The sequence below is a fragment of the Streptomyces sp. NPDC059371 genome, from assembly GCF_042751995.1.
Taxonomy (GTDB): Bacteria; Actinomycetota; Actinomycetes; order Streptomycetales; family Streptomycetaceae; genus Streptomyces.
Genome location: NZ_JBHYXD010000062.1, coordinates 38,200 through 53,045 on the forward strand (window position 1 = coordinate 38,200; position 14,846 = coordinate 53,045).

Below are 14,846 nucleotides of genomic sequence, written 5' to 3' on the forward strand. Positions count from 1 at the left end.
CCTTCGTCGTCGTTCATGGGTCAGTAGGTGAGCGGAAGCGCGGTGAGCCGCCGTTGCAGCGGGTTGGGCCGCCAGTCGAGGCCCGCGCCGTCGGCCAGCCGCAGGTTCGGGAGCCGACGGACCAGCGTGCCGACGGCCACCTCCGCCTGGAGCTTGGCCAGCGGGCCGCCGAGGCAGAAGTGCGGGCCGTTGCCGAAGCTGAGGTGCCGGTTGCCGGGGCGGGTCAGGTCGAGGCGGTCGGGGTCATCGAAGCGCTCGGGGTCACGGTTGGTCGCCGCGAGGAACAGATACACCAGCTCGCCCTCGTGCAGTGTCCGCCCGCCGATCTCCACGTCCTCGGCGACGACCCGGACGATCGCCTGGGTCGGCGTGTCGTAGCGGGCGAGTTCCTCGACGGCGGTGCGGACCAGCGCCGGGTCGGCGCGCAGCCGGGCCAGTTGTCCGGGGTGGCGCAGCAGGGCGAGCATGCCGTTGCCGACCAGATGGGTGGTGGTCTCGTCGCCGGCGGTGATCAGGACGAAGCAGGTGGACAGCAGCTCGGAGTCGGTGAGCCGGTCGTCCTGCGCCTGGGTGGCGACCAGGGCGCTGATGAGGTCGTCGCCGGGGTCGGCCCGGCGACGGCGGACGAGCCGGGCGAGGTATTCCTCGTACTGCTCGATCGCCGCCTCGGATTTGTCGATGTCCTCGCTCAGCCGGCCGAAGCGCTGGAACCAGGTCTTGACCTGCGGGAGGTCCTCGGACGGGATGCCGAAGAGCTCGCAGACGACGGACAGCGGCAGCGGGGAGGCGACCGCCTCGATCAGGTCCATGGCCGGCCCGGCCGCGACCGCCTCGTCGATGAGCCGGTCGACGATCCGCTGGATTCCGTCGCGCAGGGCTTCGACGCGCCGGGCGGTGAAAGCCCGGTTGGCCAGCTTGCGCAGCCGGGCGTGGTCCGGCGGGTCGGTGTTGCTCATCACCCGGCCGAGCCGGTCGGTGAGCCGGCTGAAGGCCTTGAGGTCGCCGCCGAGCGCGCTGTAGGCGCGGGTCATCCGGTCCCGGTCGCTGGACAGCCGCAGGTCGCTCAGGGCCGCCTCGACGTCGGCGTACCTGGTCAGGTACCAGATGCCCTGGGCGCTGCGGTGGACCGGGTCCTCGCGGCGCATGCGGGCGTAGAACGGGTACGGGTCCCGTCGGGCCTCGGGCGTGAGCAGGGCCGCGGCGAGGTCGTCGGACCGGGCGAGGCCCGCGCTGTCGCGGGCCTCGTCGGTGGTTTCGGTCAGGTGCACTACGAGCCGCGCTACCGCTGGGCGTTCATGGCGTCGGCGAGGCTCTTGGGCCGCATGTCGGTCCAGGACCGCTCGACGTACTCCAGGCAGGCGGCATGGGTGTCGGGGCCGTGGGCGACGCTCCAGCCGTCGGGGACGTCCGCGAACTGCGGCCACAGTGAGTGCTGGTTCTCGTCGTTGGTGAGCACGAGGAAGGTGCCGTCCTGGTCCTCGAACGGGTTGGTCATGGGTCAGTCCTCCTGGTGGGAAAGGGTGGTGTCACCGGTGGCCTCGGCGAGGCGGGCGGCCAGGATCGGTCCGATCTGGGCCAGCGAGCCGACTTCGGTCATCCGGTTGTGCCGGGTGGTGATCTCGTGCGATTCGATCCGGCCCGCGATGTACGGGCGCCAGGTCGCGGGCCCGGCGTCGTCCCCGTCGCGGTCGACCGTCGAGTTGAACAGCAGCAGGTCGCCGTCGAACCCGACGGGGACGAAGTCGACCGCCAGCCTCGCGTTGTTGATCATGATGTGGACGATGACCTCGATCTGCTGCTCCGTCAGGCCTTGCAGCGCGCTGCCCCGCCGGTTCAGGACCTCGGCGACCTCGGCGTAGGTCAGCTCCCGGTCGCCCAGCTCGTCCGGGTCGACGTCGAGCACACCGACGAGCACGTCCCGCTCGGTGGGCACGGGCATTTCCTCGAACTGCACGTCCTTCACCGGATAGGCGTCGAGGATGGCAAGCAGCGCGGTCCGCTCGCCGCGCGCCTGCAGCTCGCAGGCGGTCGCGTGGGCGATCAGCCCGCCGGCCGACCAGCCGAGCAGCAGGTACGGACCCTCGGGCTGGATCTTTCGGATCTGGTCGGCGTAGTCGGCCGCCATCTCCTCGAAGGACGTCGGCAGGGGTTCGGGGCGCCCGAGGCCGCGCGCCTGGATCGCGTAGACCGGGTGCTGGGGACCGATGTGGTTCAGGAGCCCGCTGTACGACCAGCTGATGCCGCCGCCGGGGTGGATGCAGAACAGCGGCGTGCCGGTCCCGGTCGAACGCAGCGGCAGCACCACGTCCAACGCGTCGGCGGGGTCGTCCATGACCAGGCGCTCGGTGAGACCGGCCACGGTCGGCGCCTCGAACAGCATGCGCAGGCCGAGCTCCAGGCCGAGGGTCTCGCGGACGCGGGAGGCCAGGCGGGCGGCCAGCAGCGAGTGCCCGCCCAGATCGAAGAAGTTGTCGTCGATGTGCACCTGTTCCCGGCCGAGGACCTCGGCGAAGAGGCCGCACAGCAGCTGCTCCCGCGGCGTCCGGGGGCCGCGTCCGGTGCCCTGCGCCCCGTACTCGGGGGCGGGCAGGGTGGCTCGGTCCAGCTTGCCGTTGGCGGTCAACGGCAGCATGTCCAGCGTGACGAACGCCGACGGCACCATGTAGTCGGGCAGTTCACGGCGCAGTCGTCCGGAGAGTTCGCCCGTCTCGGGCGTGCCGTCGGGGCCGGGCACCAGGTAGGCGACGAGCCGCTTGTCGCCGGGCCGGTCCTCGCGGGCGACGACGGCCGCCTGGGCGACGCCCGGGCAGCTCGCGAGGATCGCCTCGATCTCGCCGGGCTCGATCCGCAGGCCGCGGAGCTTGACCTGGTGGTCCGTCCGTCCGGCGAACTCCAGTGTGCCGTCGGCCTGCCACCACGCCAGGTCGCCGGTGCGGTACATCCGGCTCCCGTGCCGCCCGTACGGGTCGGCTGTGAAGCGCTCCGCCGTCAGGCCGGGTCGGCCGAGGTAGCCGCGGGCCACGCCCGTCCCCGCGAGGTACAGCTCGCCGACCATGCCCGTGGGCACCGGCCGCAGGCTGTCGTCGAGCACGTAGGCGCGCATGTTCGCCATCGGTCCGCCGATCGGCACGGTCGCGGCGTGCTCGGGGAGGCTGTGCACCGGATGGCGGGTGGCCAGGGTCGTGGCCTCGGTGGGCCCGTAGCCGTTGACCACCTCGATGCCGGGGCAGGCTTCCAGCACCCGGGCGACGGCGGCCGGGGAGACCACGTCACCGCCCGTCCACACCTCGCGCACCCCCGCGAGCAGGGCCGGTCGCTCCTCGGCGACCAGGCGGAACAGGCCGGCCGTCAGCCACAGTCCGGTCACCCCGTGTGTGCTGATCGTGTGCTGCAGCAGGTCGAGGTCGAGCCGCTCGGGCGGCGCGACCACGACCCGGCCGCCGTTGAGCAGCGGCACCCACAGCTCGTAGGTCGAGAGGTCGAAGGCGGTCGGGGAGTGCATCAGCACCCGCTCGTGTCCGCCGCCGCGGTATTCGGGGGTGAGCGCGAGGCCCACCACGTCGCGGTGGGTGACGGCCACGCCCTTCGGCCGGCCGGTCGAGCCGGAGGTGTACATCACGTACGCCAACTGCCGCTGGTCGCAGCGCACTTCGATGTCGGACGAGTCGGGCTCGCTCTCGATCGACGCGGTCAGCACGTCCCCTGTGAGTACCAGGGCGGCCCCGGCCTCCTGGAGGATCAGGTCGATCCGGGACTGCGGGAAGCGCGAGTCGAGGGGCGCATAGGCGCCGCCCGCCTTGATGATCGCCAGGAGCGCCACGACGAGGTCCGCCGAGCGGTCCAACAGCACCGCGACCGGTGTCTCCGGCCGTACGCCCTGGCGGATCAGGGCCCGTGCGAGGCGGTTGGACCGCTGGTCGAGTTCCCGGTAGGTCAGCTCGGTGGCGCCCGCCACGACGGCCACCTCGTCCGGGGTGGCGCGTACCTGGCGGGCGAACAGCTCCGGCAGCGCGGCCTCGGGCAGCTCGACCGCGGCGCCGGTGGAGTCGGACAGCAGCCGTCGGCGTTCCTCGCCCGACATGATGTCGATCCGGCTGATCGGCCGGCCGGGGTCGGCGACCGCTGCGCGCAGCAGCCGTGCCCAGCGCTCGAACAGCAGCTCCACGGTGGCCGGGTCGAACAGGTCGGTGGCGTACTCCACCGCGCCGACCAGTCCGTCGGGGCTGGGGGCACCTCCCGGGCCGCTAGGCCCAGGGGGACCGTCCTGACGGAACTGCTCGGCCAGGCTGAACGTCAGGTCGACCCGCGAGGTCCCGGTCGACGCCTCCAGGTGGCCGGTCTCCAGACCCGGCAGCCCGAACTCGCCCACCGGCGCGTTCTGCAGGGCCAGCATGATCTGGAACAGCGGGTGGTGCGACAGCGAGCGGGCCGGGTTGACCACCTCGACCAGGTACTCGAACGGCACGTCCTGGTGGTCGTACGCGGCGAGCGCCTTCTGCCGCACCCGGCCGAGCAGTTCGGCGAAGCCGGGATCGCCGCTCGTGTCGGTGCGCAGCACCAGAGTGTTGACGAAGAAGCCGACGAGGTCGTCCAGCGCCTGGTCGGTACGGCCGGCGATCGGACTGCCCACGGGGATGTCCGTACCGGCACCGAGCCGGGTGAGCAGCGCGGCAAGACCGGCCTGGAGCACCATGAACATGCTGGCGCCCCGCGCGGCGGCCAGATCTCGCAGTGCCTGGTGCAGTTCGGGGTCCAGCCGGACCACGACCCGGCTGCCCCGCTGGGAGGCCACCGGCGGCCGGGGCCGGTCGGCGGGCAGCTGCACCTGCTGCGGAATGCCCGCCAACTCGTCCTTCCAGTAGGCCAGTTGCCGGGCGAACAAGCTGTCCGGGTCGGCGGTGTCGCCGAGCAGGTCGCGTTGCCAGCAGGTGTAGTCGGCGTACTGCACCGGCAGCGGGGACCACTGCGGCTCCTCGCCCCGGCAGCGCGCCGTGTAAGCGGCCGCGAGGTCGCCGGAGAGCGGCCCCATCGACCAGCCGTCGGCGGCGATGTGGTGGACCACGACCAGCAGCACGTGCCGGTCGGGCGCGAGCACGTACAGCTCCGCCCGGACCGGCGGCTCCGCCGCCAGGTCGAAGCCTCGCCGGGCCGTCTGCGCCAGCCGCTCGGTCAGCCGGCTCTCGTCGAGCTCGACCACCGGCAGCTCCGGGTGCGCCTGTGAAGCACTCAGCACGACCTGGTACGGCACACCGTCCGTCTCGCGGAAGACCGTCCGCAGGCTCTCGTGCCGGGCGATCACGTCCGCGAGCGCGGCGTGCAGGGCCGGGCGGTCGAGTTCGCCGGTCAGGCTCAGTGCGAGCGGCATGTTGTAGGTGGCGCTCGGACCGTCCATCCGGTGCAGGAACCACAGGCGGCGTTGGGCGAAGGACAGCGGGACCTTCCCCCAGCCTTCGGCCGGGGGTGCCCCCATGGGTCGCGGCCGGGCGGTCAGCGTGGGCCGCGCCGTGCCGGAGCCGTCGAGGCGGGCCGCCAGTCCGGCCACGGTCGGCGTCTCGAACAGCGTCCGGACTTCGAGCTCCGCGCCGAGGGTCGCCCGGACGCGGGAGGCCAGACGGGTCGCCAGCAGTGAGTGTCCGCCCAGGTCGAAGAAGCTGTCCTCGACGCCGACCTGGGCCAGGCCGAGCACCTCGGCGAACAGCTCGGCGAGGAGCTGTTCCTGGGGGGGGCGCGGCGCCCGCCCGGCTCCGGCCGGGCCGAGGTCGGGCGCGGGCAGCGCGCGGCGGTCGAGCTTGCCGCTGGCCGTCAGCGGCAACGTCTCCAGCGCCACGAACGCCGACGGGATCAGGTAGTCGGGCAGTCGCCCGCGCAGCCATTCGCGGAGTTCGCCGATGAGGGCGCCGGTGCCCCGGCTACCGGTCGGACGGTTGGTCAGCGACGAAAGCGACGTGCCGGCGGTCCGGGCCGACCGGTACGGCTCGGCCGGGGAGCCGTGATGCGCCCGCGGGCCGGTGAAGACGACGTCCAGGGCGTCGGCCGCGGTGGCCGACCAGGTGACGCCCACCCAGCGATCGAACTCCAGCCCGATGGCCCGGAAGTCCTCCGGGTCGGGGAGTTCGCTCTCTTCCGGTCCGTGCGGCCGCTCCAGCAGCCCGGCGAGCGAGCCGTCACCGTTCTGCAGTGCCCGGGAAAGGGCGACCTCGCGCAGCACCCGACGGTTCGGCACTCCGGTGATCCGCAGCACGTCCGCGGTCGGCTGGGCGAGGAGTTCGCGCAGCTCGGCCAGTCCCGCGACCTGCCGCCCCCACTCCAGGTCGACCGTCCGGGCCGGGGCCACCGGGGCGACCGGGGCCTTGTGCAGCGTCACGTCGTAGCGGTAGCGGGTCAGTTCGTTGTGGTGGCGGCCGCGCTTGACCTCCACGGCCACCGCGCCGATGTCCGTGACGTGCTCCCGCAGGACGGTGAAGAACTCCGGGTCGATCAGGAGTTCCTTCTCCACCCTGACGGCCTGATCCACCGCGCGGCGCATCGCCGCGAGGTCGCCGTCGGCACCGGTGCGGTGCAGCTGGACCGCGGTGGCCAGCGGGCGCAGCAGCCGCAGGTTGCGGACGTCGCCGACGAAGAGCGTGCCGCCGGGGGTGAGCAGCCGCATCAGCTTCCCGATCACGTCCTCGAGGTAGTCGGCGGACGGGAAGTACTGCACCACCGAGTTGATCACGATGGTGTCGAACCACCCGGCCGGCAGACCGTCGGTGTCGTGCGCCGGGCGGGTCTGCAGCACCACACGCTCGGCCAGGTCGTCCTGCCGGGCGACTTGTACGGTCAGCGCGTCGACTGCCGTGGGGGAGAAGTCCGTCGCCCAGTAGGCCTCGCAGTGCGGTGCGACCTGCGAGAGCAGCAGTCCGGTGCCTACGCCGACCTCCAGCACACGGCGGGGGCGCAGGGCCAGGATGCGGGCCACGGTGGCGTCCCGCCACTCCCGCATCTGCTCGACGGGGATGGGGCTCGCGTCGTAACTGCTGTTCCAGCCGACGAAGTTCTGGCCGAACTCGGCTTCCTCAGGGGTGATGGGCAGGGCGTCGTAGATGTCCTGCCACTCGCCCACGTGGTCCGCTTCCAGGCCACTGTCCCGGGCCTCCTCCTGGCGCGGGACGACGTAGCCGACGAGCCGGTCGTCCTGGGCGAGGACAGCGGCCCGGGCGACGGCGGGATGCTCGGCCAGGGCGGCCTCGACCTCGCCGGGCTCGACCCGGAAGCCACGCACCTTCACCTGGTCGTCGGCACGGCCGACGTACTCCAGCTCGCCTTCCCCAGCCTCCGGCCGGGGGGACCCCAAGCGCCAGCGCACCAGGTCTCCGGTGCGGTACATGCGCTCGCCGACCCCGAACGGGCAGGCGACGAACCGTCCGGCCGTCAGGTCCGGCCGGTTCAGGTAGCCGCGCGCCAGTCCCGCGCCCGCGACGTACAGCTCCCCCGCCACGCCCGTCGGCACCGGCCGCAGCCGCTCGTCCAGCACATACACCCGGGCACCCACGATCGGACGGCCGATCGACGGCACGCCCGCTCCCGGGGACAGCGGGTCGCTCATGGTCGCGCACACCGTGGTCTCGGTCGGACCGTACGCGTTGATCATCCGCCGGCCCGGCGCCCAACGGTCCACCAGCTCCGGCGGGCAAGCCTCACCCGCCACCACCAGCGTCGATACGTCCACCGAGCCCTCCGGCACGGCGGCCAGGACGGACGGGGGCACGGTCACGTGGGTGACCGCGAGGTCCCGGTCGGTCAGCGCGGCGACCGGGTCCGCCGTCGGGGGCAGCACCAGGGCCGCGCCGCACAGCAGCGCGGTGTAGATCTCCGACACCGAGGCGTCGAAACTGGGCGAGGCGAACTGGAGCACCCGGCTGTCGGGATCGATCGCGAAGCGCTCGATCTGTCCGGCGACCAGGCTCGCGACGCCACCGTGGCCGACCACGACGCCCTTGGGGCGGCCGGTCGAACCCGAGGTGTAGATCACGTAGGCCGGATGCCGGACATCGAGCGCGACCACGGGGTCGGTCTCCGGCCATGCGGACACCTCGGTCACCAGCGCCGGGTCGTCGACCATCAGTGCCGGCCGGGCGTCCGCCAGCATGTACGCGATCCGCGTCTGCGGGTACGCCGGATCCACGGGCAGGTAGGCGGCCCCGGCCTTCAGCACGCCCAGGACGGCCACCACGGACTCCACCGAGCGCGGCAATGCCACGGCCACGGTCTGCTCCGGCCCGACGCCCCGGGCAATCAGGGCGTGCGCGAACCGATTGGCCCGGGCGTTGAGTTGACGGTACGTCAATTCGGCTTTGCCACACACCAGCGCGACCGCGTCCGGGGTCACCACGACCTGTGCCGCGAACGCCTGCGGCACCGGAACGGCGTCCACCTCGCGGACGGTCGCGTTGCCCTGCTCCAGCAGACGGTGCCGCTCGTCGGCGTCGAGGAGCTCGATCCGTCCGATCGACCGGTCCGGGTCGGCGGTGACCGCCTCCAACAATCGCGTCCAGCGCCTGGCGAGCGCTTCGACCGTCGAGCGGTCGAACAGGTCGGTGGCGTACTCCACCGCGCCGACGATCCCCGCCGGGCTGCCGTCCGGAGCGAACTGTTCGACGAGGCTCACACCTAGGTCGAACTTGGCGGTTCCGGTGGCCACCGCGTAGGTGGCCACGTCCAGGCCGGGCAGGGAGAACCGGCCCATCGGAGCGTTCTGCACGGCCAGGACGGTCTGGAACAGCGGATGATGGGACAGCGATCGGGACGGGTTGAGTGCCTCCACCAGGTGCTCGAAGGGCACGTCCTGGTGCGCGTACGCCGACAGCGCCGTCTCCCGCACCCGGCCCAGCAGCTCGGCGAAACTCGGGTCACCGCTCGTGTCGGTGCGCAGCACCAGCGTGTTCACGAAGAACCCGACCAGATCGTCCAGCGCCTCGTCGGTACGCCCCGCGATCGGAGACCCGATCGGGATGTCCGTGCCCGCGCCCAGCCGCGTGTACAGCGCCGCCAGCGCCGCCTGCAGCACCATGAACAGGCTCGCACCGGACTTTCGGGCCAACTCCGCCAGTGCCGCGTGCAGTTCGGGGCTCAGCTCCAGGCCTACGTGGTCCCCGCGCCAGCCGGCGACGGCCGGCCTCGGCCGGTCGGCGGGCAGCTGGAGCAGCTCCGGCAGGTCGGACAGCTGACGCTTCCAGTAGGCGAGCTGCTCGGCGAACCGGCTCTCCGGATCGGCGGCGTCGCCGAGCAGGTCACGCTGCCACAGCGTGTAGTCCGCGTACTGCACCGGCAGGACCGGCCGCTGCGGCGCGCGGCCCTCGCACCGGGCGACGTACGCCTCGGCCAGGTCGCGTGCCAGCGGGCCGGTGGACCAGCCGTCACCGGCGATGTGGTGCATCACCAGCAGCAGCACGTGCTCGTCCGGCGCGAGTACGAACAGCCCCGCCCGCAGTGGCGCTTCGGCCTCCAGGTCGAAGGGCTGTCGCGCGAACTCGGCGAGCCGCTCGAAGAGTTCGGCCTCCGACACCTCGGTCCGCCGTGCCCGGGGCCGGGCCTCGGCCGGGTCCAGGACGAGCTGGCAGGGTACGCCGTCGACCTCCGGGAAGACCGTCCGCAGGCTTTCGTGCCGGGCCACCACGTCGGCCAGCGCCTCGTCCAGCGCCGCCCGGTCGAGCGTCCCGGTCAGTCGGAGCGCCAGCGGGATGTGATAGGTCGCGGCGGTGCCGTCCATGCGGTGCAGGAACCAGAGCCGACGCTGGGCGAAGGACAGCGGCACCGTCTCCGGCCGCTCGTGCGTGGTCAGTGCCGGGCGTACGCGGCCGGCCCCGGCCAGCACCTCGGCCAGGCCGGCCACGGTGGGCGCCTGGAACAGCGCGCGCAGCCCCAGCTCCACTCCGAGCACCGAACGCACCCGCGCGGCCAGCCGGGTGGCGAGCAGGGAGTGCCCGCCCAGGTCGAAGAAGCCGTCGTCGAGCCCGACCCGCGGCACGCCGAGAACCTCGGCGAACAACTCGCACAGGATCTGCTCCTGCGGGGTGCGCGGCGCCCGCCCGACCTCGGCCGAGCCGCGATCGGGAGCGGGCAGCGCCGCCCGGTCCAGTTTCCCGCTCGGCGTCAGCGGCAGCACGTCCAGCACCACGAAGACAGCCGGTACCAGGTAGTCGGGCAGCCGGTCCCGCAGGTACGCCGCCAGCTCCGCGGGACGTACGACCGTGCCGGGACGGGCCGCGACGTAGCCGATGAGCCGGTCGTCCCGGGCGAGCACGGCGGCCTGGGCGACACCCTGGTGCTCGGCCAGCGCCGCCTCGACCTCGCCGGGCTCGACCCGGAACCCGCGCACCTTCACCTGGTCGTCGGCACGGCCGACGTACTCCAGCTCGCCTCCCCCAGCCTCCGGCCCGGGGGACCCCCAGCCCAGCCGGCGCACCACGTCCCCGGTGCGGTACATTCGCGCACCCGCCGGGCCGAACGGGCAGGCAACGAACCGTCCGGCTGTCAGCCCGGGCCGGTTCAGGTACCCGCGCGCCAGACCAGGGCCGGCGACGTACAACTCCCCCGCCACCCCCGGCGGCACGATGCGCAGCCGCTCGTCGAGGACGTATGCCCGGAAGCCCGCGACCGATCGGCCGATCGGCGGTACACCGCGCCCCGGGGACAGCGGGTCGCTCATGGTCGCGCACACCGTGGTCTCGGTCGGACCGTACGCGTTGATCATCCGCCGGCCCGGCGCCCACCGGGCCACCAGCTCCGGCGTGCAGGCCTCACCGGCCACCACCAAGGTGGTGGCCGTGAGGTCGGCGCTCTCCAGCGCGGCCAGCGCCGAGGGCGGAAGCGTCACGTGGGTGACGTCGAGCCGGCGGTCCGCCAGGGCCTCCAGCGGGGCCTCGGACGAGGCCAGGACCAGGGTGGCGCCGGTGAGCACGGCACCGCACAGATCCCAGAAGGACGCGTCGAAGCTGGGCGAGGCGAACTGGAGAACCCGGCTGCCCGGCGCCACGCCGAGCCTCTCGACCTGCGCCGCGACCAGGCCCGACACGCCGGTGTGACTCACCATGACGCCCTTCGGCCGGCCGGTCGAGCCCGATGTGTAGATCACGTAGGCCGGGTGCCGGGCGTCCACCACGACACCCGGATCGGTCTCCGGCCGACCGGAGGTCTCGATCACCAGTGCCGGGTCGTCGACCACCACGGCCGGCCGCGCGTCGTCCAGCATGAACGCGATCCGCGCCTGCGGGTACGCCGGATCCACCGGCAGGTACGCGGCCCCGGCCTTCATCACACCCAGGACCGCCACCACAGACTCCACCGAGCGCGGCAACGCCACCGCCACGACCTGCTCCGGACTGACACCCCGGGCGATCAGCGCGTGCGCGAACCGGTTCGCCCTGGCGTCGAGTTGACGGTATGTCAGCTCCACATCACCGCAGACGAGCGCGACCGCGTCCGGCGTCGCCGCCACCTGCTCCGTGAACAGCTCCGGCAGGCTCACCCCGGCCGCCCCGCCCTGGACCGCCGGCAGCAGCTCGCAGCGCTCCTCTGCGGACAGCAGGTCGATCCCGCCGATCGGCCGGTCGGGCGCGGCGGCGACCGCGGCCAGCAGCCTGGTCCAGCGGGCGACCAGGGCCTCGACCGTCGAGCGGTCGAACAGGTCGGTGCTGTACTCGACCGCACCGCCGATCCCGGCCGGCGCGCCGTCGGGCCCGTGTTCCTCCGCGAACCCGAAGGTCAGGTCGAGCCGGGCGGTCCCGGTGAGCACGGTCACCCCGGAGACCTGGAGACCCGGCAGTTCGAAGTCACCGCCCGGCGCGTTCTGCACGACCAGCCCGGTCTGGAACAGCGGATGATGGGACAGCGATCGGGACGGGTTGAGTGCCTCCACCAGGTGCTCGAAGGGCACGTCCTGGTGCGCGTACGCCGACAGCGCCGTCTCCCGCACCCGGCCCAGCAGCTCGGCGAACGTCGGGTCACCGCTCGTGTCGGTGCGCAGCACCAGCGTGTTGATGAAGAACCCGACCAGATCGTCCAGCGCCTCGTCGGTACGCCCCGCGATCGGAGACCCGATCGGGATGTCCGTGCCCGCGCCCAGCCGCGTGTACAGCGCCGCCAGCGCCGCCTGCAGCACCATGAACAGAGTGGCACCCGAGCGTCGCGCCAACTCCAGCAGTGCCGTGTGCAGTTCGGCATCGATCCGGAGTTCCAGCAGGTCACCGCCGTACGACATGGTGGCCTGGCGCGGTCGGTCGGCAGGCAACTGCAGCTGCTCGGGCAGCCCGGCCAGCGCCTCGGTCCAGTACGTGACCTGGCGGGCGAACACGCTGTCCGTGTCGTGCTCGTCGCCGAGGATCTCGTGCTGCCACAGGGTGTAGTCGCCGTAGGTGACCGGCAGCGGCGGCCATGCCGGAGCCCCACCACCCTGCCGGGTGGTGTAGGCGGTGGCCAGGTCACGGGCGAGCGGGCCCATGGACCAGCCGTCCCCGACGATGTGGTGCATGACCAGCAGCAGCACGTGCTCGTCCGGGGCGAGTGCGAACAGCTCCGCCCGCAGCGGTACTTCCGAGGTCAGGTCGAATGCCCGTACCGCCGCCTCGCGCAGCAGGGCGGGCAGCTCCGCCTCGCCGACCGCGCGTACGGTCAGCGGGACCGCGACGTCGGTGGTGTCCAGCACCCGCTGGTACGGGACTCCGGCGGTGTGCGGGAAGACCGTGCGCAGGGTCTCGTGCCGGGCCACCACGTCCGCGAGCGCGGCGCTCAGCGCGGCCCGGTCGAGGTCGCCGGACAGCCGGAAGGCGAGCGGCATGTGGTAGGTCGCGCTCGGCGCCCCGAACTGCTGGAGGAACCAGAGCCGGCGCTGGGCGAACGACAGCGGCATCGGATCGCGGCGGGGCCGGGGTACCAGGGCCTGCCGCGCGGTGCCGGCGTCGTGCAGCCCGGCCGCGAGCCCGGCGGGTGTCGGGGCCCGGAACAGGCTGCGCAGTTCCAGCTCGACCCCGAGGGTCGCCCGGACCCGCGAGACCAGCCGGGTGGCGAGCAGGGAGTGCCCGCCCAGGTCGAAGAAGCCGTCGTCGACCCCGACCCGCGGCACGCCCAGCGCCTCGGCGAACAGCTCGCACAGGATCTGTTCCTGCGGCGTGCGCGGCGCCCGGCCCGTCGCCGTGGCCACCGGCTCGGGCGCGGGCAGCGCCGCCCGGTCCAGCTTCCCGTTCGGCGTCAGCGGCAGCGCGTCGAGCAGTACGAACGCGGACGGGACCATGTAGTCCGGCACCCGGTCGCGCAGGTACGCCGCCAGCGCCGCCGCGGTCGTCCCGGCCCCGGCCGGCGGGACGACGTACGCGACGATCCGGTCCTCCCGGGCGAGCACCGCGACCTGGGCGACACCCGGGTGCGCGGCCAGCTCGGCCTCGATCTCGCCCGGCTCGACCCGGAACCCGCGGATCTTCACCTGGTGGTCCACCCGGCCCGCGAACTCCAGCTCTACCCCAGCCTCCGGCCGGGGGGACCCCCAGGCGCGCCAGCGAACCAGGTCACCGGTGCGGTACATCAGCGCGCCGGCCGGACCGTACGGGTTGGCGACGAACCGCGTGGCAGTGAGCCCGGGCCGGTTCAGGTAGCCGCGGGCGAGTCCCGCCCCGGCGAGGTACAGCTCACCGAGCACACCGGGGGCAACCGGTCGCAGCGCCGAATCCAGCACGTACACCTGGCAGTTGGCGATCGGCCGGCCGATCGGTACCGGCAGCGGGCAGTCGGCGGGGTCGGCCGGCAGCGGGTAGGCGGTGATCACATGGGTCTCGGCGGGGCCGTAGTGGTTGTGCAGCTCCCGGCCCGGCCGGCGCGCCTGGAGGCGGCGTACGGCACCGCCGAGGCGCATCGCCTCACCGGCCTGGGCGACCATCCGCAGGCCGGGCAGTTCCAGCCCGGCCTCCTCGGCGGCCTCGGCCAGCGCCTCAACCACCAGGTTGGGCGCGAACAGCTCCTCGACCCCATGCCGGTCCAGCCAGCGCGCGAACAGCTCGGCGCTGCGGCGCTGCTCCTCGGTCGGCACCATGAGGGTCTTGCCGTACAGCAGCGCGGAAAGCGTCTCCTGCACCGAGACGTCGAAGCTGATCGCGGTGAACTGCGCGGTGCGTGTGCCGGGTTCGCCACCGATGGACCTGTGGTGCCACGCCAGCAAGTTCAGCAGCCCGGCTGCGGGCATCACGACGGCCTTGGGCCGGCCGGTGGAGCCCGAGGTGTAGATGACGTACGCCGGGTGGCGCACATCCACGGCGACGGCCGGATCGTGCTCCGGCAGGTCCCCGTCCGGTGTGACGGCCGCGAGGTCGTCGAGCACCACGGCCGGCTGCGCGTCCTGGAGCATGTACGCGATACGGGCCACCGGATAGTCCGGGTCGACCGGCAGATAGGCCGAGCCCGTCTTGAGCACCGCGAGGACGGCGACCACCAGCTCGGTCGACCTCGGCAGCCGCAGGGCGACGACCTGCTCCGGCCCCACCCCGCGCGCGATCAGCGCGTGCGCCAGGCGGTTGGCCCTGCGGTTCAGTTCGCGGTAGGTCAGCACGGTGTCCTCGAACACCACCGCCGGAGCCTCCGGGGTCGCCCGGACCTGCGCCTCGAACAGAGCGGGCAGGCCGGCGTCGGGAGCCGGGCAGGCGGTGTCGTTGCGTACGACCAGCAGCTCGTGCCGCTCCTCGGCGGTGAGGACGTCGATCCGGCTCAACGGCCGGTCCGGCGGGGGGGACGCGGGCGGCGCCCCCCCCGGCCTCCGGGGGCCCCGCCGCGCGCCCGAGGGGGGGGGGGGTGGGGGGGTGGGGGCGGGGGGCGAGCGGGCGCTC

2 protein-coding genes and 1 pseudogene are annotated in these 14,846 nt (G+C 73.2%); all 3 read right to left on the minus strand.

Translation table 11 applies throughout. The features are described 5' to 3' along the window. Positions 1 to 20: 20 nt before the first annotated feature. Positions 21 to 1,268: a cytochrome P450 gene (locus ACFXGX_RS28630; protein ID WP_384796385.1), complete on the minus strand. Its 1,248-nt coding sequence runs from the start codon at positions 1,266 to 1,268 to the stop codon at positions 21 to 23. 11 nt (positions 1,269 to 1,279) lie between these two features. After that, positions 1,280 to 1,495, minus strand: coding sequence for an MbtH family protein (locus ACFXGX_RS28635; RefSeq protein WP_351765786.1), 216 nt, complete (start codon positions 1,493 to 1,495; stop codon positions 1,280 to 1,282). Between the two features lie 3 nt (positions 1,496 to 1,498). Continuing rightward, a pseudogene (locus tag ACFXGX_RS28640) lies at positions 1,499 to 14,743 on the minus strand (amino acid adenylation domain-containing protein); the annotation flags it as partial. Positions 14,744 to 14,846: the final 103 nt, after the last annotated feature.

What these genes read in the sequence shown, in the direction of transcription:
- ACFXGX_RS28635 (WP_351765786.1), bottom strand. Translation starts at nt 1,495, where the DNA reads ATGACCAACCCGTTCGAGGACCAGGACGGCACCTTCCTCGTGCTCACC.